This is a genomic window from Citrobacter werkmanii, assembly GCF_008693645.1.
Lineage (GTDB): Bacteria > Pseudomonadota > Gammaproteobacteria > Enterobacterales > Enterobacteriaceae > Citrobacter > Citrobacter werkmanii.
This window is the reverse complement of the sequence record NZ_CP044101.1, coordinates 3,103,169-3,124,450: the sequence shown is the minus strand read 5'-3', so window position 1 is coordinate 3,124,450 and position 21,282 is coordinate 3,103,169. Positions and strand designations below refer to the sequence as shown.

The window sequence follows — 21,282 nt, the reverse complement described above, 5'->3', positions numbered from 1 at the left end:
TTTTGCTTGCGTTTATGACTCATGTGGAGATGAACTGATGTGGTATACCGTGGAATGTTCGTATAACGATTCTGAAAGCGAGGCAGAATGGAATGCCTAATCTGACCTTTTATCTTTCTGAAAACCACTCTGACAAGTTCAAAACCTTAACAATTTTATCCATAAATGCCGTGCCCTCTGCTCGAACACAGGAGGTGATGGAAAACTTTATTCGTGAACTGGATTTCGCCATCCAACAGGCATCTGGCCTGACAACACATATTTGCCCGTAACTAATCCCGAGGTACTGATGAGCCATTTCTTTCCGTTTCGGCAGATTGGAGATTTTCAGATTACGGCGCTGAGTGACGGTACAATGTCAGCCAGCCTGGATTTACTGTCAGGCATTGAAAAAGCTGATGCGGACGTCATTCAAAATGACGCCGGGCTCGATGAGCCTGCCGATATCCATATAAACTGCTATCTTATCCGCGGTCGGGGTCGGGTCATTTTGGTCGACGCTGGCGCAGGGCCGCTGAGCAACAAAGGAGGGCAACTCAACGTAAACCTTGCAGCAGTGGGGATCAGTCCTGACGAGGTCGATACTGTGTTATTGACGCACTGCCATCCGGACCATATTGGCGGTCTGCTGGATCCTGAAAAACGGCCAGTTTTTCAGCGCGCTCAAATTATGCTTCATCCTCTTGAAGCGCAACATTGGCTGGATGATAAAAAACTCAGCATGGCGAATGAGCGCGGGCAACGTAATTTTGGGCTGGTCCGCCAAACGTTACACGCTTATGCGCGAAACCTGCGTTTTTTCGACGGGGATAACATTGCAGAAGGTATTCTCCCAGTATGGTTACCGGGTCATACGCCCGGGCATACAGGATTTCGCATTGATGCAGATGATAAATGCTTATTAATATGGGGCGACATCGTCCACTACCCTCATATTCAGTCAGCGCACCCGAATGTCTCTATTTTATTCGATACCGATCCCGCTCAGGCCGAGGAAACAAGGAAGAAAATTATGGAAAAAGCTGTCAGCAAAAAAATGCTCATTGCAGGTATGCATTTAGGCCAGGCGGGGTTTGCCAGCATTTTCAGAGAGGGGAGTGGATACCGCCTTTCTTACTCTGAGAATTGAACGGATATGCCCGACAGGCTTGTAATTGATTAGTGCTATTCAACGTCATTATTGTCCAGAGTGGACCGTCAGATTAGGTTTGGTTCTGCGCCGTGAGAGCACCAGTTCAGGTCCCTCAATATTGCCACACCCAGCGTAGCTGTAAAAACAAACAGTGGAAATGATAATTATTTCTATTTATCATTATTTATTTGCGGGTAGATAACACTATGAATAACAAGCTGTTGGGTGTGGCCATTATTGCTGTTTTGTCCGCAGGTTTAGCTTTTAGTTCTCATGCAAGTGAAACAATAAGCAAAACTGGGGTAAGGACGTTGGTGGATGAAAGTAATAAATTCAAAGTAGTATATGATATTGATGATAAAGGAAAAGTTATAAATATCAGATTTCCTGATGGCGTCGTTGATGCTGATACTAAGCAAAAACTTACCCGGGAAATGGAAAACTGGGTATTCGAATCTGGCAGTCCACAGACCGATGTCAGCTCTGTGGTGACTTTAACATCAACCCCAACGTCCGCGCATAGCAGACCTCGCGGCGCTTCAGACGGTCTTTTTGTACTAAGTTGAAGGAGTTTTGGCTGTGTTCAAACTCACCTGATCCTTTGTGATACGATAATTGTTTTAGATTGTCACATGGGGCCAGATTTTGAATTCATACATTTTCCTTGCCGGGGCCATTGTAGCTGAAGTAATAGGTACAACCCTGATGAAGTTCTCTGACGGATTTACACGTCTATGGCCATCTGTAGCAACCATTGTATGCTACTGCACTGCTTTTTATCTTCTCGCTCAGACGCTGTCGACCATTCCAACGGGTATTGCGTACGCAATTTGGTCAGGTGCTGGAATCGTATTAATCAGCCTTTTGGGCTGGTTGGTAAGTGGGCAGAAGCTTGATTTTCCGGCGATCGCAGGCATGTTCCTTATTTGTGCAGGGGTTCTGGTTATTAATATTTTTTCCAAATCTTCCCCGCATTAATTCTATTGAAAGCGTGTCGGATATCTGGCGCTCTTAGCAGAGCTTATCCCCGTGCGGTGAAAAAAGCCCGCTTCATATGAAGCGGGCTTGCTGTTTGTATCTCAATCAGAACTGGTAGACTAAACCAACGGCAACGATGTCGTCAGTCGCGATACCATTGCTTTCATAGAAGCTATCGTCTTCATCCAGCAGGTTGATTTTGTAATCAACGTAGGTGGACATGTTTTTGTTGAAGTAGTAAGTCATACCTACATCAACATATTTGACCAGATCTTTGTCGGTGTAGCGTGGGGTGCCATTGCTATGGTGATCCCAGCCGCCTAAATCAACGCCTTTAGACTGCAGGAATGCAACGGACGGGCGCAAACCAAAGTCAAACTGGTATTGTGCAACAACTTCGAAGTTTTGCGTTTTGTTAGCAATACCGCCTTCAACTCCATCCCCTTTACCGTATGCGGTCATATTGCGTGTTTCAGCATACATGGCAGCCAGGTACACGTTATTCGCATCATATTTGGCACCCACGGTCCAGGCATCAGCTGTGTCACCACCAGCATAGCGGTTGGCATGGCTACTGTCGCCACGTCCAGCAGCAACCTGATTATTAGTACGGTCAGAGCTGGAGTATGCCGCACCGAGGCTTAAACCGAAGTCGAAGTCATAGGAGGTGGACATACCGAAACCGTCGCCATTTTCACGAGACAGTCTACGTCCATCACCATTACCAGTACCTTCGCCTGAACCACCATCTTCATTATTGCCCTGGTACTGCAGAGCGAAGTTCAGACCATCAACCTCACCGAAGAAACCTTTATTACGGTAGGTGGCAACGCCGTTGGTACGACCGGTCATATACACGTCGGTCTGGGTGTAGGTATCGCCGCCGAATTCCGGCAGCATATCGGTCCAGGCTTCTACGTCGTAGACAACGCCATAGTTACGACCGTAGTCAAAGGTACCGTTCTGACCAAAACCTAAGCCAGCGAAAGCCAGACGGGTCCATGAATCTGCACCTTCACCTTCGGTGCCGTTGGCCTGGACGTTATATTCCCACTGACCATAACCAGTCAGCATGTCGTTGATCTGGGTTTCGCCTTTAAAGCCCACACGTACATAGGTCTGATCGCCGTCGCTACCCGCATCGTCAGAGAAATAATGCAGACCATCGACTTTGCCGTACAGATCCAGTTTATTGCCGTTCTTATTATAAATTTCAGCGGCATTCGCTGCGCCTGCAGCTAATAAAGCAGGGAGGAGAAGTGCCAGTACTTTTCTTTTCATTATGTATTCCCTTATGATAATAATTAATATGAATATGTAGTACTATCCGAAAGACTACATTTGGATACTATCTATGAAGTTCATTTAATTTAAAATATAACATGTAACAAATGTATTTAAGATATTTCATAATGTTTCTATAGCGTCTTTTTATAAATTAATGTATATGTGTTTAATAATGTTATTTACATGATAAATTTATTTTTATCAGTAGGTTATGTATTTCTTGCGTTCATTGCTTTCGTGTATTTTATTTTTGGGGGTTATTTATTGTTTGATTACATATGATTATCTGTTGCTATGGTGAACAGTGAATAATAAATTTTCTGTGATTATATAAAATTGAGAGTGATAATATATTTATATAAATTGAAGCGCTGACAGTGGTCTGCAATGAAAATTGTTGTTAAGGTGGTTTTCTTTCTGCAAAGAGAGACCGCATGGAACGACAAGATTGGCAGTCAAAATTTGAAGCGTGGCTACAGGATAACCATTCTGGGCAGGATGCTGCCCATGATATCTCTCATTTTCGTCGCGTGTGGAAGACCTCGCAAAAGCTAAGCACGGATGCGACCGTAAATTGGCTGGTGGTTCTTACAGCGTGCTACTTCCATGATCTTGTCAGCTTGCCGAAGAATCATCCGGATCGTTATCGCTCGTCGGTATTGGCGGCGCAGGAAACACGCCGCATTCTGAGGCGCGATTTCCCTGATTTTCCGCAACACTGTATACCTGCCGTATGTCATGCCATTGAGGCGCACAGTTTCAGCGCGAAGATAGCACCGGAAACTATTGAAGCTAAAATTGTGCAGGATGCCGACAGGCTTGAGGCGCTGGGGGCTATCGGTTTAGCACGCGTATTTGCCGTGTCTGGTGCGTTAGGCGTGGCGCTGTTTGACGCGGAAGATCCGTTCGCGCGGAAGCGTTGCCTTGACGATAAACAGTATGCGCTCGATCACTTTCAGACCAAATTATTGACGCTGCCGCTGACAATGCAAACTGAACAAGGCCGACATTTAGCGCAGCATAATGCTGACTTTTTACTGACGTATATGGCGAAGCTGAGTGCGGAGTTAAAAGGAGAGTATGCAATGCTGGATCTCGACGCGATTCAACCCTTTAAAGCACGTTAGTCGCCAGTACAGCCGCAACGTCAACCGCGCTATTTTATGTTAATCTGTCGGTTATCCATTTCGGCCGGTTAAATGTATGCAGGATAATTTTTCAGTAGCAGGCTCCATGAACCCAATGACAGATGATAACAAGGCCGCCGCACAGGTAATTTTGGCTAAGTTGCTTGAAATTTATGACGTGAAAACCCTGGTTGCTCATCTGAATGGTGTTGGTGAGAACCGCTGGAGTCCGGCCATCTTTAAGCGAGTAGTGGCGAACGAAACATGGTATCGCCTCAGCGACAATGAGCTTGCTCATCTGAATTCCTTGCTGCCGACGCCACCTGCGCATCATCCGCACTATGCCTTTCGATTTATCGATCTGTTTGCCGGCATCGGTGGGATTCGTCGCGGCTTTGAGGCGATTGGCGGGCAGTGCGTGTTTACCAGCGAATGGAACAAGCATGCGGTGCGCACCTACAAAGCGAATAATTATTGCGATCCGCTCCAGCATCACTTTAATGAAGATATTCGCGATGTCACGCTGAGTCATCATGATGGAGTAAGCGACCAGCAGGCGGCGGAACATATTCGCCAACATATTCCTGAACATGACGTACTGCTGGCAGGATTTCCTTGTCAGCCTTTCTCCCTGGCTGGGGTATCAAAGAAAAATGCGTTAGGGCGGGCCCACGGCTTTGCCTGTGATACACAAGGCACACTCTTTTTTGATGTGGTGCGCATTATCGATGCGCGTCGACCAGCAATATTTGTGCTCGAAAACGTTAAAAATCTGAAAAGTCACGACCAGGGTAAAACGTTTCGCATCATTATGCAGACGCTGGATGAGCTGGGTTATGACGTCGCGGATGCGGCGGATAATGGACCTGACGATCCGAAAATAATCGATGGACAACATTTTTTACCTCAGCATCGTGAACGTATTGTGCTCGTCGGATTTCGACGCGATCTGAATCTGAAATCAGACTTCACGCTGCGCAATATTGTCACTCGCTATCCGCCGCGACGTACTACGCTGGCGGAGCTGCTTGAGCCGACCGTCGATGCGAAATATGTGCTGACGCCGGTGTTGTGGAAATATTTATACCGCTATGCGAAAAAGCACCAGGCGCGGGGGAATGGGTTTGGTTATGGCATGGTGTATCCTGGTAATCCCGATAGCGTAACGCGCACATTATCCGCACGCTATTATAAAGACGGCGCCGAGATCCTTGTCGATCGCGGCTGGGATATGGCGCTGGGGGAAAAGGATTTTGACGATCCATTGAACCAGCAGCACCGTCCGCGCCGGCTTACACCACGGGAGTGCGCGCGCCTGATGGGGTTTGAATCACCGCAGGGCTATCAGTTCAGGATCCCGGTGTCGGATACTCAGGCTTATCGCCAGTTTGGTAATTCGGTGGTCGTTCCGGCATTCGCGGCGGTTGCCAGACTGCTGGAGCCGAAAATCAAACAGGCGGTTGCTATTCGCGAAAAAGAGAACCTGCATGGCAGACGTTCACGATAAAGCAACGCGCAGTAAAAATATGCGGGCGATCGCCACCCGTGATACCGCCATTGAAAAACGCCTTGCCAGCGTACTGACAGAGCAGGGCGTAACGTTTCGCGTGCAGGATGCGACGTTACCTGGTCGCCCCGATTTTGTAGTGGATGATTACCGTTGTGTGATCTTTACCCATGGCTGTTTCTGGCATCATCACAACTGCTACTTGTTTAAAGTCCCTGCCACGCGAACGGAATTCTGGCTGGAAAAAATAGGTAAAAATGTCCAGCGTGACGCGCGGGATTGTGAAAAATTGCAGACTCTGGGCTGGCGTGTACTGATTGTCTGGGAGTGCGCCCTGCGCGGGCGCGAAAAACTCGGCGATGAGGCGTTATCTGAACGTGTCATCGAGTGGATCTGCGGCGGCGGTGCCACCGCGCAGATCGACACTCAGGGTATTCACTTACTGTAGTGTCTTTTCCGACGGGGTAGCAACGGCATCCGCTTTCATAGGGAATAAGTATTTACCGAGGGTAACCAATACCACCGCAAATACGATCACGCCGAGCGCCAGCCATTCGATGAGCGCCAGACTTTCTCCTCCCAGACCGGTACCTAGCAGTACGGCGACAACCGGATTAACGTAGGCATAGCTGGTGGCTAACGCCGGACTGACGTTGCGAATCAGATACATATACGCGTTAATGGCAATAATAGAGCCAAACAGGGCCAGGTACGCCACCGCCATAAAGCCTGAAAATGTCGGCATAGTGGTCAGTTTTTCCCCGGAGAGCAACGAGGCGCACATCAGCACAACCCCGGCGGCTAACATTTCAATGGCCCCAGCCATCATGCCAACGGGTAACGTTATGCGTGAGCCGTACACCGAGCCAAACGCCCAACTTATCGAACCGATCAGGATTAATACAGCACCCCAAGGATTACCGCTTAAATTACCGCCGCTATTCAGCATGATGATTCCTGCTAATCCAATGGCGATTCCCACCCATTCCAGTTTGCGCGTTTTGATACCAAAAAAGTGGCTAAAGCACAGCGTAAACAGCGGAACGGTAGCAACCACCACCGCGGCGATACCGGAAGGCACATTTTGATGTTCTGCGACGGTGACCAGCCCATTACCCACAGCCAGCAGCAGGACGCCAATTAACGCGGCGTTCAGGAGCTGGCGCAGAGGCGGCAGCTTATGCCCGCGAATCAGTAAGAATGCGGTTAACAAAATGCCCGCAGAGAGAAAACGCACGCCAGCCATCATCAACGGCGGCCAGCTTTCCACGCCAATGCGAATAACGAAGTAGGTGGAACCCCAAATGATATACAGCGCGAAGAGCGCACTGAAAAGTGGTAACAATTGCCTGAAACGCATAATCCCTCACGGTGGAAATAAAAAGGTGCAACATAGTAAACGTCAAAACTATCGTGCTGGCGAGATTTATAATTGCATGCCATTGTTAAATATTTGTTGACCAGAAAGGCCAGTTTCCGCATGGCGTGTTTTACTTCATACTTAATACGGCAAAAAAATAATATTGAGGGTTAACATTTTGGCAGGAAGTAGCTTACTGACCTTACTCGATGATATCGCTACCTTACTCGACGATATCTCGGTCATGGGAAAACTGGCCGCGAAAAAAACCGCGGGTGTCTTGGGAGATGACTTATCGCTCAATGCGCAACAGGTGTCGGGCGTGCGGGCGAACCGCGAACTCCCGGTGGTCTGGAGCGTGGCTAAAGGGTCGTTTGTTAACAAAGTTATTCTTGTACCGCTGGCGCTATTGATTAGCGCCTTTATACCCTGGGCGATCACCCCCTTATTAATGGTAGGCGGGGCGTTTCTCTGTTTTGAAGGGGTGGAAAAAGTGCTTCACACCCTGGAAGCGCGTAAACACAAAGAGACCCCGGAAGAGCGCCAGCAGCGTCTGGCATCTCTGGCGGCGCAGGACCCACTGACCTTCGAGAAAGATAAAATCAAAGGTGCGATACGTACCGATTTCATTTTATCCGCTGAGATTGTCGCCATCACCCTCGGTATTGTGGCGGATGCGCCGTTGTTGAATCAGGTGCTGGTGTTATCAGGTATCGCCTTAGCGGTGACCGTGGGCGTGTATGGCCTGGTAGGGATTATCGTTAAGCTGGATGATATCGGCTACTGGCTGGCAGAAAAGCGCAGCCTGCTTGCCCAATCGCTGGGGAAAGGACTACTGGTTGTTGCCCCCTGGCTGATGAAAACACTTTCAGTGGTGGGCACGCTGGCGATGTTTTTAGTAGGGGGTGGGATTGTTGTACATGGAATATCACCGCTGCATCATGCGATAGAACATTTTGCCCAGCAGCAAAGCGCATTGATTGGGCTTATGCTTCCGACCCTGCTTAATCTGGTGCTCGGCTTTATCATTGGTGGAATAGTCGTTCTGCTGGTGAAAACCGTTGCCAGACTGCGCGGAGTTTCGCACTAATTGTCGCCGGATTAATTACGCAAAAAGCCTTTTTGTCGTCTAAGGTGTAAAGGTTTCTCTTGATACAGGAGGCAGGTATGGTCTTTTCTGTCAGTGAGGAAGTCACTTCGAAAGAGGGTGGCCCACGCATGATCGTTACCGGGTATGCCAGCGGAATGGTGGAGTGTCGCTGGTACGACGGCTTTGGCGTTAAACGGGAAGCATTCCGTGAAGATGAACTGGTGCCCGGCGAGCAAAGATCGCTCTGCCAGGACACCTGATATTGGGCCTGGCCGTAACCCGGCTAACTCTCAACCATTAGTTATATTTATCATTTTGGTGAGAATTATTTTCTTGTCAGGCAAAAAAATTGCAGATAAGGTTTGTTTTACATCAGATTTCCTGGTGTAACGAATTTTCAAGTGCTTCTTGCATAAGCAAGCTTGATCCCGGCCCGATGAGGGCCGGGATTTTTTTCACCCTCAGTCAGCGATTGATTTCCGACACGCTAAAATCATGGATATCAAGCTCGAACGCATCGGCCAGTTCATGCCATGTATGGTAATCACGCCCGTCGATGCTGACGCGTTCAGGATCGTCCTGACTGCGATGAATTTCACTCTCGCAGATTTCGTTGATTGCCTTCAGCAGCGCGTCTACATCGACGCTGACTTCACGTTTGGCCGTATCGCTGTACTCTTTCGCGGTTTTCATCCTCATACCTCTCAACCGTTAAGGATACCGGGGGAGCGCATCAAAACCTCAGATGCGCACCACTTAAGTATAGACCGTCGAGAAAACCCGCAATCGCATGCGCCGGACGCTGCCACAAAAAGGAATTTGTTCTACACTGGCACAAAGCCACAGGAGGAAAATGATGAAGGTGAATGATCGGGTCACAGTCAAAACGGACGGCGGTCCACGTCGGCCGGGCGTGGTACTGGCAATCGAAGAGTTTAGTGAAGGCACCATGTACCTGGTTTCGCTGGAAGACTACCCGCTCGGTATCTGGTTCTTTAATGAATCAGGTCATCAGGACGGTATCTTTGTGGAAAAAATAGAGTGAGGTAAGTTCTTCTGCATGATTCTGACTGGTGGTTCCGCCACCAGTCAGAACGTTTTAGCGCATATTCACAAAGATACCATTGGTGACGTTATCCGTGAGTCGAACCACGTGATAGATAACTTGCTTATTATGCGTCTTAATCTTTCGTTTTATATTTCCCTTATGGGATGAGACGGTCTTGGCCTTGATATTCATTTGATCTGATATCTGTATTGTTCCCTGTCCCTCCATCCACATGCGTAGCATGCTGGATTCGGTACGGCTTAATGACAATGTCGGCAGATTAACATCGATAGCAATATTGACTTCCTTTTTCAGAATATCGCCAAGAAGTTCATCCAGTGAATCAGGCTTAATTGATTTAGAACTGATCAATAAATTTTTTCTGACTAAAAGATACTCATCAAAATGCACATTGGCAATTGCCATAAATACAATAAATAATGTACTGGGATGCTGATTAATGATTTGCTTGATTTGCTGACTGTCAGCAGGATCGTGGATAAAACAGTCCTCATTAATAAACACCACAGCGGGTTGCAGAGAAACACAGGCGAGACTGAGTTCACCAACGCTGGAAATATTGTTGATTTCCCTTTTTTTCACCCCCCGACTGACCAGATATCCGGTCAACCCTAGCCGGGTGTAACTGCATAAATCCATAATAATCGTTGACATGGCATACCCTCACTCAATGCGTAACGATAATTCCCCTTACCTGATTATTGCATCACAACTAAACGGAATAATAACGACCCAAGATGACGCTTTCGCTGTTTTCAGGCGAATTTACTATCCCGTAAAGTTGCGTATAATTTGCCAGGAAACATCTTAAAGTAAAGTAAATGTTGCGTTATGTGAGTGAGGCAAAAACAAATAAACCGCGACAGCGATATCCTGGTGGATGTTGTCGGTTTTTAAATTTAGGACAATCCTTAGTAAAACAGGATAAAAATTAAGGGTTATTATTTTCCGGGCATTTCGCTGACGATATCGGCCAACAAATTAAAAATTTCGCTGAACAAGCGCTCGCAGAATGGCGCAATTAATGGCATCAGCGCCGCCATTAATGAAATACCCACGGTCAGGGTGAGAGGAAAACCAATGACAAAAATCGACAGCTGTGGCGCCATGCGATTTAACAAGCCAAGCGCAAGGTTCAGCGTCAGCAGCAGCGTCATAACCGGTAGGGCCAGCATCAGCCCGTTGAGGAAAATCAGGCTACCCGCCCGCGCCAGCGCGAGAAATGCATTGCTGTTAACCGGATTGCCGCCAATGGGCAAGGTATGAAACGTATCCACCAACAGCGAAATCAGCCACAGATGGCCATTAAAGGTGAGGAATAACAGCATGGCGAGCATGTCGATCAGTCGTGCCAGGACCGGCATATTCAGGCGGCTACCGGGGTCAAAGAATGTCGCAAAGGAAAGCCCCATTTGCAGGCCAATCAGTTCCCCGGCGGTACGAACGGCGGCAAACGCAAACTGCATGGTGAAGCCTAAGGCGATACCGATCAGAATTTGTTGCATGGCCTGCCACAACGCGCCGATGGAAAAGATGGGGACGTCTGCTGGGGGAATAGATGGGGCGATAACAATGGTTATCATCAATCCCAGCCCCAGCTTTACCCGCTTGGGGATGGCGCGTTCGCTGAGAATGGGCGCTGTGGAGATGAGCGCCAGGATGCGCAGCAACGGCCAGAAGTAAAGATTCAGCCACTGCATCCACTCAACGCTGCTCACCTGCAACATAACGTTGTCTACCCGATGATATACGGTAAATTGCTGAACAGCGTACGCACGTAGTCGAGCAACAGGTTAAGCATCCACGGGCCGGCAACAATGATGGCAATAAAAACCGCAACAATTTTGGGAATGAAGGACAGCGTCATTTCGTTAATCTGGGTCGCCGCCTGCAAAATGCTGATGATAAGACCTGTAACGAGGGCCACCAACAGCAAAGGCGCGGCAAGGGCCAGAGCGACTTTCATCGCTTCTGTCCCCATCATCATGACCGATTCAGGTGTCATTTCGCGCCTCTAACTGTAAAAGCTTTGTGCCAGCGAGCCGGCAAGCAATTGCCAACCGTCCACCAACACAAACAGCATCAGCTTAAACGGTAACGCGATCGTGGCGGGCGGCACCATCATCATCCCGAGCGCCATCAGCACGCTGGCGATGACCAGATCGATAATCAGAAACGGGATAAAAATGGTAAAGCCTATCTGGAATGCGGTTTTCAGCTCACTGGTGACATAAGCCGGAAGCAAAATTCGCATCGGTACGGCTTCTGGTCCCTGTAAGGGACCGCTGTTTGCCAGACGGGCGAACAACGCCAGATCGGCTTCACGGGTTTGGCGCAGCATAAACTCGCGTAACGGTTGGGCGCCTTTCTCCATGGCTTCCTGCATGGAGATCTTCTCTTCGCTGAACGGCTGATAGGCGTCAACGTAGATTTTATCGATCACTGGCGACATGATGAAAAAGGTTAAAAATAGCGCCAGCCCCAGCAGTACCTGATTAGGGGGCGCAGACGGCGTTCCCAATGCATTTCGCAACAAACCGAAAACGATGATGATGCGGGTGAAGCTGGTCATCATCAATAAAATGGCAGGCAGGAAGGTCAGCGAGGTGATAAACACCAGCGTCTGTACAGGCAATGACCAGCTTTGTCCGCCGCCTGGCAGCGGTTGACTCACCAGGCCCGGGAGCTGGGCGAGGGCGACTGGACTGAAAAGCCATAAGCCTGCCAGCGTGATGGAAAACAAACGGCGCATCAGGATCTCCCGGGACGCTTGAGCAAACTCTTCATCATGGCCTGGAAATCCGCAGGGGAGGCCGGTTTTTCTTCTGCATCGGCAGGTGCCGGGGGCAGGGTGTGCAATAGGTTAATTTGCGAGGCCGTGACGCCCAGCACCAGGCGCGCATCTTCCACCTCAACAATCACCACGCGCTCACGTGGGCCCAGTGAGGTACTTGCCGCAACCTTCAGCCCTCGCGTACCGTTGCTTTTGGGGGCAAAGCCCAGGCGTTTAATGACCCAGGCTGCCGCCAGGATCAACACAATGATCCCCAGCAGCGCGCCGCTTACCTGCACCAGCGGTGAGCCGGGGACGGCGGCTGGCTGAGAAACTGTCGCCTGGGTGTTCATGATCAACGGCTCAGACGGCGCATGCGTTCTGATGGGGTGATAATGTCGGTGATACGCACGCCGTATTTATCCGCGACCACCACCACTTCACCCTGGGCGATCAGATAACCGTTGATCAGGATATCCAGCGGTTCGCCCGCCAGACCATCCAGCGCGACAACGGAACCTTGCGTCAGACGCAGCAGCTCTTTGATGGTCATGCGCGTACGGCCCAGTTCAACGGTCAGTTTGACCGGAATGTCCATGATCAGGTCGATGTCCTGCAAAGCGCCGCTAACGTCGCCGCCGCCTAACTGCTGGAATACCGCATCGGCCGCGCTTTTGGTGGTCGTGGTTTTTTGCTCGTTTAACGCGTCAGCCCACAGATCGTCCAATGCGCCAGTGTTCTCATCGGACGGATTATTCATATCACTCATTTGGGCTGTTCCTCATTCAGCGAATTCAAAATCGGGTTTATCAGATGTTCTACGCGTAACGCATACTGACCGTTCACGGTGCCATACTGGCTGGTCAGTACAGGCACGCCGTCCACATGAGCAATAATGCGGTCGGGTTTTTCAATCGGCAGTACATCGCCGGGTTTCAGCTTTAAAATCTGGGACAGCCGCAGCGGAATGTCGGCAAAGTTTGCCACCAGCTCCAGCTCAGAATGCTGAACCTGACGCACCAGATTATTGCGCCAGTTCTGATCTTCATTACGTGAGTTTTCCAGCGGTGGATTCACCAGCAGCTCGCGCAATGGTTCAATCATGCTGAATGGCAGACAGATGTTAAATTCACCGGTCAGATTGCCAATTTCAACGTGGAACGGGGTGTTCACCACGATGTCGTTAGGCGAGGTGGTGATGTTGGTAAATTTCACCTGCATCTCGGAACGAACGTATTCCACTTCCAGCGGATTGATGGCCTTCCACGCGTCGCTGTAGCTTTCCAGCGCCAGCTTCAGCATGCGGTTGATAACGCGCTGTTCAGTATGCGTAAATTCGCGACCTTCCACTTTCGTCGGAAAGCGTCCATCGCCGCCGAACAGGTTATCAACGGCGATAAATACCAGACTTGGTGAGAACACCACCAGACCCGTACCGCGCAGCGGCTTGAGGTGGATTAAGTTCAGGTTGGTCGGCACCGGTAAGTTACGCGCAAATTCGTGATACGGCTGGATACGAATCGCCCCCACGGTAATATCCGGGCTACGGCGCAACAGGTTAAATAATCCCATACGGAACTGGCGCGCGAAGCGTTCGTTAATGATCTCCAGCGCCTGTAAACGCTCACGCACCACGCGGCGTTGGGTGTTGGGATCATAAGGTCGAATATCGCTCTCTTTTGCGATACCGGTAATGGGTTCGTCTTTGGTTTCGCTATCGCCATTCAGCAATGCGTCGATTTCAGCCTGAGAAAGAATACTGTCGCCCATGTCTTTACCGCAGAATAAAAGCTGTATAAAGAACGTCGGTGACAACCTGTTTTGGCTGCCCGACAACGAGCGGAGTCGCGAGCGTCTCTTTGATGGCGGTAATCAGCTGTTGTTTACCTTCCTCGGTGGCGAGCGTAGCCGCATTTTGACGAGAAAACAGCAGCAGCAAGCGGCTGCGTACTTCCGGCAAATATTCATTCAGACGCGCACGTGTCGCCTCGTCTTTCATGCGCAGCGTGATACCGATATACAGCACACGGTCCGCATCACCCAGATTGACGGTAAAGGTATCCAGCGCAAAGAACACCGGCGCAGGCGGTGGAGCCGGTTCCGCTTTGACGCTGGCGGACGGCTGCTGCTGCATGCGCCAGTAGCTATACCCCGCAGTTGCGCAGGCGGCGAGGGTAATTAATACCAGCAGAGGGATCCAAATAGCGCGTTTACTTTTTTTGTTAATCGCGGAGTCAGTCATCAGATACGGGCTTCCTGTTTCGGTACAGCTTATGGGCTGATTATCCCGTGTCCTGTCCACGACAAAGCGTGGAAAAGACGCGGATAATCATGCTACCTCTGGCGTTAGGCGAAGATGTCTACTGCTCCATCACCGCGGGCAGCGGCTTGCAGCGAGGCTGGCGTTGCCAGGATGGCGTCATCTTCAGCGGCAAAAATATCTTGTCCCTGAGCGCGACCAGCCTGTTGTTGCTGTCCGGAAGACTGCTGCTGTCCGGCAAAGCTCTCACTGCTAATGTTGCTTTGTCCCAACTGGATCCCACTGTCAGCCAACTGCGTACGCAGCATTGGTAACGCGGCTTCCAGCGCGGCGCGCACGTGACTGTGTGGTGATACCATTTGCAACTGTGCGAGGTTGTCATCCAGCTTAATGGAAATGTGCACCTGACCCAGATCCTGCGGATGCAGGCGCAGCTCTGCGCTCTGCTGGCCCTGACGCGTGAATAGTGTGACGTGCTGACTCAGTGATTGCTGCCATTCCTGACTACCCAACGGAGCGCTTAGCACCGGCGCGGCGGTAGGTAACGGCTGAGCATGTGTCTGTGGGCCACTTAACGGAGCCGCCGTCACGCCAATGCTGGTCGGCGAAGGGGCGCTATCAATTTCCGCTCTGGTCGCCGCCGCTACCGTCAGTGGGGTTAGCGTCGGATTGTTTGTCTGATCCAGGCTGCTGCCAGGAGAGGCAATGTCTGCTTTGCCTTTTTTGGCGTCACCGGGCAGCAGTTCCCCTGCGTTATCGGTGATAGCGCCATGTGCCGTGCCTCGTGACAACGCCGAAAGCGAGGCATCAATGGGGGCAGGGGTGTTGTCGACGGCAGGTGTCGCCAACGGTTGTCCCGGTAGCATGGCGAACAGCGCGCTCAGGTTGGCGAGATCGTCATCGCTGAGCGTGGTGTTTTTTTCATCCTGCTGAACAGTTTTGCCCAGTGTCGTCAGGGCATTCACTTTCAGCGACGGCGTCAGCGCTGACAACAGTTGCTGAGCATCTGTCATGTCGGCAAGAGAAGCATCGGTTTGCATCTCTTTTTGCGCCAGCAGATCGGTTAACTTGACCGCCTGGGTGACATCGCCATTTTTTTGCAGCAACCCTTTTTGCAGTTTACTGCCCGCCGCCTGCAAGTCGGCAAGTGTCAATGGCGCGCCTTTACCCTGCGCGTCGCCCGCACCTAATGCGCCAGCCAGCAGCGCTAAAAAATCCTCGGGTGAATCTACCGCTTTGCCTGACTGAAGACCTGCGGCTACGTCGGTGTCGGTGGTAATCAGTTGGGGTAAAGTAATCATTCGGGTTTCCTCATAGCTGCACGCTGAGCAAATTCATCCATTTTTTTCTGATCCAGACGATTTTCGGCCAGTAACGCCGCCGAGGTTTGTCTGTCCTGCAGAGTCTGCCACGCCTGCAACCGTTGTTTTTTATCGCGCCAACTGTTCAGCGCCTGGTCCACTTTCTGTGTCCATTGATTGAGCTGCTGGCGATGTTGCTCAATCGCTTTTTCCAGGGTCTGAATAAACTGCTGATAGTTAATCCAGCGATTACTGGTAATACCCTGACCCATATCGTTATTCAGATTGTTACGGTACTCATGCTGATAATCGATCAGCATTTTCAACTGTTCTTCCGCCTGCTGACAGCCACGACGCATCTCTCCCAATAAGACAGCAGCGTCATCTACCTCTTTTTCAGCCAGGTCTTTCAGCGTTGCTAATGCACCATGTTGTGCCATGACCTATGCTCTCCTGCTCAATCACACACCAGGGAAAATCAGTTCTAAAGCGTGCAGGGAATCTTCCCAGTCAGCCCGTTCATAGATGCCTTGCTGTAAAAATGCTTCCAGTTGTGGCCATAAGGCGATGGCTTTATCCAACATCGGATCGCTGCCTTTGGCATACGCCCCGACGCTGACCAGATCGCGGTTACGCTGGAAGCTGGACAGCAACTGTTTAAAGTTACGCACCCGCGCATAGTGTTGCTCACTAATGAGCGCGGTCATGGCACGGCTGATCGAGGCTTCTATATCGATGGCCGGGTAATGACCTGCCTCGGCCAGATGGCGGGACAGCACAATGTGACCGTCCAGAATCGCGCGTGCTGAATCGGCAATCGGGTCCTGCTGATCGTCACCCTCGGTCAGGACGGTGTAAAACGCGGTAACTGACCCGCCGCCGTGAATACCGTTCCCGGCACGTTCCACCAGCGCCGGTAATTTGGCGAATACTGACGGCGGATAACCTTTGGTTGCTGGCGGCTCGCCGATCGCCAGCGCGATCTCACGTTGCGCCATCGCATAGCGGGTGAGGGAATCCATAATCAGCAATACGTGCTGTCCACGATCGCGGAAATCTTCGGCGATGCGCGTGGCGTAGGCCGCGCCCTGCATACGCAACAGCGGCGAAACGTCTGCCGGAGCGGCAATCACCACCGAGCGTGCGCGACCGTCAGCGCCGAGAATATTTTCAATAAAATCTTTAACTTCGCGGCCACGTTCGCCAATCAGACCGACGACGATGACATCGGCCTGGGTATAACGCGCCATCATGCCAAGCAGGACGCTTTTACCGACGCCCGAACCTGCGAAAAGTCCCATACGCTGACCGCGCCCGACGGTTAATAACGCGTTAATGGGGCGCACGCCGGTATCCAGCACATGTTCAATAGGTGTGCGCTGCAGCGGGTTAAACGGCGGCGTCATCAGCGCCCCGGTTTCGGTGGTGTCCGGCGCGGGCAGACCGTCGAGCGGTTTGCCGCTGCCGTCGAGCACCCGGCCCAGCAGAGCAGGACCCAGCGGTAATTGTTTCCCGCTTTGCAGACCTTCTCCGGCAATATTCTTCGCGTACACGCGCGCGCCGGGCAGAACGCCTTCGACCTCTTCGAGCGGCATCAGAAACAGTCGCTGACCGTTAAAGCCCACGACTTCACTTTCAACTTCCTGGGTTTCGTTGCCATCCTGCCGTTCAATGACGCAGGTGGCGCCCAGCGGCAGCTGTAATCCGGTAGCTTCCAGCACCAGCCCGGTGGCGCGGGTCAGACGCCCGTAACGACGCACCGCAGGCAGCAGCGACATTTTCTCTTCGAAGTTGTCCAGCGTATTGAGCCAGCGAGTCAGACGAGTGGTCATTACACGACTCCTGGCGCGGCCAGACGGCAGAGCTCTTGCCAGCGCGTGGCGACGCTGGCATCCAGATCGCCTTCGTCGGCAGAGACTTTACAGCCGCCGTGATGCAACGTGGGATCGCCGCGCAGCCGCCAGCCGTGCAGACTGAGGGTGGCGCCGAGCATCTCTTCCACCCGCTGGAGATCGTCCGGATGTACGCGCAACTGCGGTTTACCGCTAAATAGCGGTTCCTGCTGCAACAGCTGTTGGATTTGTTTAATCAGCGCCGCGTTATCTACGACAGGCGTCTGACCTATCACCTGACGCGCCGCCTCCAGCGCCATTTGCATCAGGCGCGAGGCAATCACGCTGTCCAGAGCGTCCAGCGTATTCTGAAATTCGCTCACCAATTGCTGCATACGGGCAGTGATTGGCGCATGCTGCGCGCGCGCCTGGTTCTGGCCTTGCTCCAGGCCCTGATTCAGCCCTTCCTGATAGCCTTGTTCGTGGCCCTTTTGTCGACCTTCCGCCAGACCAGCGTTATAACCTTGCTCGTGGGCCTGCATTTGCAACTGCGCGAGCTGCTGCTCAAGCTGTTGCTCTGCTGAGAGTTCCGGCTCATCGGTCTCTTCTGACAACGGTGTTTCACTGTGGTCGGCCAGGACAAACTCCGCCACCGGTGGGGCGAGATCGTCCGGGGTCCAGACTTTCCACGGCAGTTCGTTAGACATAAGTATCCTCGCCGCTGCCGATCACCATCTCGCCGGTTTCCGCCAGACGACGCACAATAAGCAGAATCGCTTTCTGTTCGTTTTCCACTTGCGACAAACGTACCGGACCGCGGTTGGCAAGGTCGTCGCGCAGAATATCGGCAGCACGTTGCGACATATTGCGCAGGAACTTCTCGCGTAGCGGCTGTTCGGCGCCTTTCAGGGCAATCAGCAGCGATTCGGAATCCACTTCCTGCAGCAGGCGCTGGATACTGCGATCGTCGACGTCCACCAGGTTTTCGAACAGGAACATCTCGTCGATAATTTTCTGCGCCAGTTCGCCGTCGAATTCGCGCACGGCGGTAATAACGGCTTCTTCCTGCTGGGTTTTCATCAGGTTGATGATTTCCGCTGCCGTTCTCACGCCGCCCATTTTGCTGCGCTTGAGGTTCTGGCCGTCGAGCAGGCCATTCAATACTTCGGTCAATTCCGCCAGCGCGGCAGGCTGTACGCCGCCGAAAGTGGCGATACGCAGCATGACGTCGTGACGTAAACGTTCGTCGAACAGCGCCAGAATATCGGCCGCCTGGCCCCGTTTGAGGTGCACCAGAATGGTGGCGATAATCTGTGGATGCTCGTCGCGGATAAGGTCGGCGGCGCTTTGCGGCTCCATAAAGTTGAGCGTTTCAATGCCGCTGGTGGTATCGCGGGTTTCCAGAATATCTTCCAGCAGGCTGGACGCGCGTTCTTCACCCAGCGCTTTCACCAGCACCGAGCGCAGATATTCGTTGGCGTTAATGTTGAGCGCGGCAAATTGTTCGGCTTCTTGTTCAAACTCCGCCAGCACTTCCGTCAACTGTTTATTGGAGATCTGGCGTACGTTGGCCATCGCCGTACTGAGCGCCTGAACTTCGCGCGTGGAAAGGTGCTTAAACACCTCCGCCGCGCGATCTTCGCCAATGGTCATCAGCAGGATGACGCTTTTATCGGTACCGGTAAGGGCATTACTCATGATCGTTACTCATCCACTGACGAATGACCAGCGCCACGACGCGCGGATCGTTATCTGACATTTCACGAATACGCTGGCTCATGACTTCTGCTCCCAGACGCTGATTCGTGCGACGTTGCTGGGTCTGTTCGTCTTTGCTGAGGCGAACTTCTACCGCTTCTTCGGTTTCCTGACGGATACGTGTTTGTTCTTGCGCGGCTTTCGCTTCTTCGCTGCGACGGAGCAACTGCGGGCGAACGGCTTTCCGCCACAGGAGCCAGGCGACCAGCAGAACCAGTAACCAACGACCTGCGGACATTAACTGATCAATAAAGAACGGCTGTTTCCAGAACGGAAGCTCACCCATGGAATCGTCGGTCGCTGTGAACGGAGAGTTCACCACGTTCAGGGTGTCGCCACGTTTGTCGGAGAACCCCATCGCCTCGCGGGTCAGATCCTCAATCTGTTTCATCTGTTCGGCAGTTAACGGCAGCGGTTTGCCATCCGGTAACGTTTTATAGTTGACCACGACGGCCACCGAGAGACGCTGCACATCGCCAACGTTCATTTTGGTATGGCGAATGGTACGGTCGACTTCATAGTTACTGGTTTCATTGCGCTGCGTACTGCGCGGACCTGCATTGTTACTGTTATTCGTTGTCTGCGTGGTTTGCGCATTTTGCTGATTAGCCGGTGGATTGGCGATTGGCGCGGTATTAGCCGGCGCTGGCTGATTAGACAATGCGCCCGGTACGCCGCCAGGCGCTCCGCTACCAATCTGCTCACTGACGTTTAACTGGCGCGAGCGTAGCACGGCCTGGGAATCATCGCCGTTTGGACGGTATTGCTCTTCGGTTTGCTCTTTATTAGCAAAATCCAGTTGCGCGGTGACTTGTGCATGGACGTTACCGTTGCCGACAATCGGCGACAGGATCGATTCGATTCGGCGCTGCACGCGGCTTTCGACGTCGCTGGCGTATTTCAGTTGCGCATCGTTGAGATCGCGGCTGCTGGTGTTCGACTGGGTTAACAGATGACCCGCCTGGTCGACCAGCGTCACGTTGCCCGGCGGTAAGCCTGCAACAGCGCTGGAGACCAAATGCGTGACCGCGCTGATTTGACCTTCATCCAGCGCACGACCCGGTTCCAGATTAACGGTGACGGAGGCCGAAGGCGCTTTTTGCTCACGTACAAACAGCGAAGGTTTAGGCATCGCCAGATGCACGCGGGCGCGTTTTACCGGGCCCAGGGTTTCAATGGTGCGGGCTAATTCACCTTCCAGCGCACGCTGGTAGTTGACCTGCTCGCTAAACTGGCTGATACCAAACTTTTCCTGATCCAGCAGTTCAAAGCCAACGGCGCCACCTTTCGGCAGGCCTTGCTGCGCCAGACGCAAGCGCAGCTCGTGGACTTTATCGGCAGGAACTTCAATAGCGCCGCTTCCCTCAGTAAAACGATAGGGAACGTTCATCTGCGTCAGTTGGGTGACAATCGCGCCGCCATCCTGATCGGAAAGATTGCTGAACAAGGTGCGGTAGTCGGGCGCTTTGGCCCACAGAACCATCGCCACAACGATAGCGACGGCAGCGGCTCCTGCCACAATCAGAGGAATTCTGGGATTCGCGCGCAGGCGGTTTAACCACTCGAGAGGTTTAAGCTGGGTTGCAGTCGATGCTGTCGCACTCATCTCGCACCTCGTGGCTTATCGTGGACGGCGTTTTTTGCAAAGTGGAACAAGACTCACTCCCGGGTCAGCAAACTCGAAAAATTGACGGTCTCATTATTTGCGGTTTCGAATTTTTCTATGGGTTAAAAACCGTGGTTTTTTATCGTTATTTAACGCCTTTATCTTATTGACTAACTGGTAATCTCAGCTATGTGAAAATTCA

Annotated in this window: 27 protein-coding genes; 10 read left to right on the top strand and 17 right to left on the bottom strand. The window is 51.8% G+C overall.

Annotated features, from left to right (window positions below; translation table 11 throughout):
• Positions 1-92 precede the first annotated feature (92 nt).
• The 4 genes from FOB24_RS15815 (at position 93) to FOB24_RS15800 (ending at position 2,110) form a co-directional block, all read left to right on the top strand.
• Positions 93-272: a hypothetical protein gene (locus tag FOB24_RS15815; RefSeq protein WP_087856009.1), complete on the top strand. Its 180-nt coding sequence runs from the start codon at positions 93-95 to the stop codon at positions 270-272.
• A 17-nt stretch (positions 273-289) separates the two neighbouring features.
• Positions 290-1,129, top strand: a complete 840-nt coding sequence (locus FOB24_RS15810) for an MBL fold metallo-hydrolase (protein ID WP_121529200.1) — start codon at positions 290-292, stop codon at positions 1,127-1,129.
• A 209-nt stretch (positions 1,130-1,338) separates the two neighbouring features.
• A complete protein-coding gene (locus FOB24_RS15805; protein ID WP_150345143.1) occupies positions 1,339-1,698 on the top strand; it encodes a hypothetical protein in 360 nt (119 codons plus the stop codon).
• Positions 1,699-1,777: 79 nt separating this feature from the next.
• Positions 1,778-2,110, top strand: coding sequence for an EmrE family multidrug efflux SMR transporter (locus tag FOB24_RS15800; protein ID WP_003839058.1), 333 nt, complete (start codon positions 1,778-1,780; stop codon positions 2,108-2,110).
• A 105-nt stretch (positions 2,111-2,215) separates the two neighbouring features.
• Here FOB24_RS15800 and ompC read toward each other — a convergent pair whose 3' ends face one another.
• Positions 2,216-3,391 carry a porin OmpC gene (gene ompC, locus FOB24_RS15795; protein WP_085047996.1) on the bottom strand — a complete coding sequence of 392 codons (1,176 nt, stop codon included), beginning with the start codon at positions 3,389-3,391 and terminating at the stop codon, positions 2,216-2,218.
• Between the two features lie 440 nt (positions 3,392-3,831).
• Here ompC and FOB24_RS15790 point away from each other — a divergent pair, with 440 nt between their 5' ends.
• The 3 genes from FOB24_RS15790 (at position 3,832) to FOB24_RS15780 (ending at position 6,479) form a co-directional block, all read left to right on the top strand.
• Positions 3,832-4,524, top strand: a complete 693-nt coding sequence (locus FOB24_RS15790) for a phosphohydrolase (protein ID WP_150345142.1) — start codon at positions 3,832-3,834, stop codon at positions 4,522-4,524.
• Between the two features lie 76 nt (positions 4,525-4,600).
• Positions 4,601-6,031 carry a DNA cytosine methyltransferase gene (locus FOB24_RS15785; RefSeq protein WP_085047998.1) on the top strand — a complete coding sequence of 477 codons (1,431 nt, stop codon included), beginning with the start codon at positions 4,601-4,603 and terminating at the stop codon, positions 6,029-6,031.
• Positions 6,012-6,479, top strand: a complete 468-nt coding sequence (locus tag FOB24_RS15780) for a very short patch repair endonuclease (protein WP_038641598.1) — start codon at positions 6,012-6,014, stop codon at positions 6,477-6,479. Before FOB24_RS15785 ends, FOB24_RS15780 begins: the two co-directional genes overlap by 20 nt.
• Here FOB24_RS15780 and yedA read toward each other — a convergent pair.
• Entirely contained in the window at positions 6,471-7,391 is a 921-nt protein-coding gene (gene yedA, locus FOB24_RS15775; protein ID WP_087856013.1) for a drug/metabolite exporter YedA, read from the bottom strand. The two genes, FOB24_RS15780 and yedA, sit on opposite strands and share 9 nt — an antisense overlap.
• 175 nt (positions 7,392-7,566) lie before the next feature.
• On the opposite strand from yedA, the gene FOB24_RS15770 reads away from it, so the two are divergent.
• Together FOB24_RS15770 and FOB24_RS15765 are read left to right on the top strand one after the other, a co-directional pair.
• The gene (locus tag FOB24_RS15770) at positions 7,567-8,481 is read left to right on the top strand and encodes a DUF808 domain-containing protein (RefSeq protein WP_170973267.1); all 915 of its coding nucleotides are present in this window, start codon (positions 7,567-7,569) and stop codon (positions 8,479-8,481) included.
• Positions 8,482-8,558: 77 nt separating this feature from the next.
• The gene (locus tag FOB24_RS15765) at positions 8,559-8,741 is read left to right on the top strand and encodes a YodC family protein (RefSeq protein WP_038641592.1); all 183 of its coding nucleotides are present in this window, start codon (positions 8,559-8,561) and stop codon (positions 8,739-8,741) included.
• A gap of 205 nt (positions 8,742-8,946) precedes the next feature.
• Here the strand turns inward: FOB24_RS15765 and yodD are convergent, their stop codons facing one another.
• Positions 8,947-9,174: a YodD family peroxide/acid resistance protein gene (yodD, locus tag FOB24_RS15760; protein WP_032939599.1), complete on the bottom strand. Its 228-nt coding sequence runs from the start codon at positions 9,172-9,174 to the stop codon at positions 8,947-8,949.
• 163 nt (positions 9,175-9,337) lie between these two features.
• On the opposite strand from yodD, the gene dsrB reads away from it, so the two are divergent.
• The gene (gene dsrB / locus FOB24_RS15750; protein ID WP_038641589.1) at positions 9,338-9,526 is read left to right on the top strand and encodes a protein DsrB; all 189 of its coding nucleotides are present in this window, start codon (positions 9,338-9,340) and stop codon (positions 9,524-9,526) included.
• A gap of 54 nt (positions 9,527-9,580) precedes the next feature.
• Here the strand turns inward: dsrB and rcsA are convergent, their stop codons facing one another.
• The 14 genes from rcsA to fliF all read right to left on the bottom strand — a co-directional run bounded on the left by rcsA (position 9,581) and on the right by fliF (position 21,080).
• Positions 9,581-10,204, bottom strand: a complete 624-nt coding sequence (gene rcsA / locus FOB24_RS15745; protein ID WP_038641587.1) for a transcriptional regulator RcsA — start codon at positions 10,202-10,204, stop codon at positions 9,581-9,583.
• A gap of 287 nt (positions 10,205-10,491) precedes the next feature.
• On the bottom strand, positions 10,492-11,277 hold the full coding sequence (gene fliR, locus FOB24_RS15740; protein ID WP_038641586.1) for a flagellar biosynthetic protein FliR: 786 nt from the start codon (positions 11,275-11,277) through the stop codon (positions 10,492-10,494).
• 8 nt (positions 11,278-11,285) lie between these two features.
• Positions 11,286-11,555: a flagellar biosynthesis protein FliQ gene (fliQ, locus tag FOB24_RS15735; protein WP_032939600.1), complete on the bottom strand. Its 270-nt coding sequence runs from the start codon at positions 11,553-11,555 to the stop codon at positions 11,286-11,288.
• Positions 11,556-11,564: 9 nt separating this feature from the next.
• Positions 11,565-12,302, bottom strand: a complete 738-nt coding sequence (fliP, locus tag FOB24_RS15730; RefSeq protein ID WP_150345141.1) for a flagellar type III secretion system pore protein FliP — start codon at positions 12,300-12,302, stop codon at positions 11,565-11,567.
• The gene (gene fliO, locus FOB24_RS15725) at positions 12,302-12,679 is read right to left on the bottom strand and encodes a flagellar biosynthetic protein FliO (protein WP_137350964.1); all 378 of its coding nucleotides are present in this window, start codon (positions 12,677-12,679) and stop codon (positions 12,302-12,304) included. The genes fliP and fliO overlap by 1 nt, the downstream gene beginning before the upstream one ends.
• Positions 12,679-13,092, bottom strand: a complete 414-nt coding sequence (fliN, locus tag FOB24_RS15720; RefSeq protein WP_005127761.1) for a flagellar motor switch protein FliN — start codon at positions 13,090-13,092, stop codon at positions 12,679-12,681. Before fliN ends, fliO begins: the two co-directional genes overlap by 1 nt.
• Positions 13,089-14,093 carry a flagellar motor switch protein FliM gene (gene fliM, locus FOB24_RS15715; protein ID WP_038641580.1) on the bottom strand — a complete coding sequence of 335 codons (1,005 nt, stop codon included), beginning with the start codon at positions 14,091-14,093 and terminating at the stop codon, positions 13,089-13,091. The genes fliN and fliM overlap by 4 nt, the downstream gene beginning before the upstream one ends.
• A gap of 4 nt (positions 14,094-14,097) precedes the next feature.
• Positions 14,098-14,565: a flagellar basal body-associated protein FliL gene (gene fliL, locus FOB24_RS15710; protein WP_038641578.1), complete on the bottom strand. Its 468-nt coding sequence runs from the start codon at positions 14,563-14,565 to the stop codon at positions 14,098-14,100.
• Between the two features lie 104 nt (positions 14,566-14,669).
• Positions 14,670-15,884 carry a flagellar hook length control protein FliK gene (gene fliK / locus FOB24_RS15705; protein WP_150345140.1) on the bottom strand — a complete coding sequence of 405 codons (1,215 nt, stop codon included), beginning with the start codon at positions 15,882-15,884 and terminating at the stop codon, positions 14,670-14,672.
• Positions 15,881-16,324 carry a flagellar export protein FliJ gene (gene fliJ, locus FOB24_RS15700; RefSeq protein WP_003030438.1) on the bottom strand — a complete coding sequence of 148 codons (444 nt, stop codon included), beginning with the start codon at positions 16,322-16,324 and terminating at the stop codon, positions 15,881-15,883. The genes fliK and fliJ overlap by 4 nt, the downstream gene beginning before the upstream one ends.
• A gap of 21 nt (positions 16,325-16,345) precedes the next feature.
• Positions 16,346-17,716: a flagellar protein export ATPase FliI gene (gene fliI, locus FOB24_RS15695; RefSeq protein WP_038641572.1), complete on the bottom strand. Its 1,371-nt coding sequence runs from the start codon at positions 17,714-17,716 to the stop codon at positions 16,346-16,348.
• Positions 17,716-18,423, bottom strand: a complete 708-nt coding sequence (gene fliH / locus FOB24_RS15690; protein WP_069323568.1) for a flagellar assembly protein FliH — start codon at positions 18,421-18,423, stop codon at positions 17,716-17,718. The genes fliI and fliH overlap by 1 nt, the downstream gene beginning before the upstream one ends.
• Positions 18,416-19,414, bottom strand: a complete 999-nt coding sequence (fliG, locus tag FOB24_RS15685) for a flagellar motor switch protein FliG (RefSeq protein ID WP_003030443.1) — start codon at positions 19,412-19,414, stop codon at positions 18,416-18,418. Before fliG ends, fliH begins: the two co-directional genes overlap by 8 nt.
• Positions 19,407-21,080 (bottom strand): flagellar basal-body MS-ring/collar protein FliF, encoded by a 1,674-nt coding sequence (gene fliF, locus FOB24_RS15680; protein WP_150345139.1) that lies wholly within the window; start codon positions 21,078-21,080, stop codon positions 19,407-19,409. The genes fliG and fliF overlap by 8 nt, the downstream gene beginning before the upstream one ends.
• Positions 21,081-21,282 lie beyond the last annotated feature (202 nt).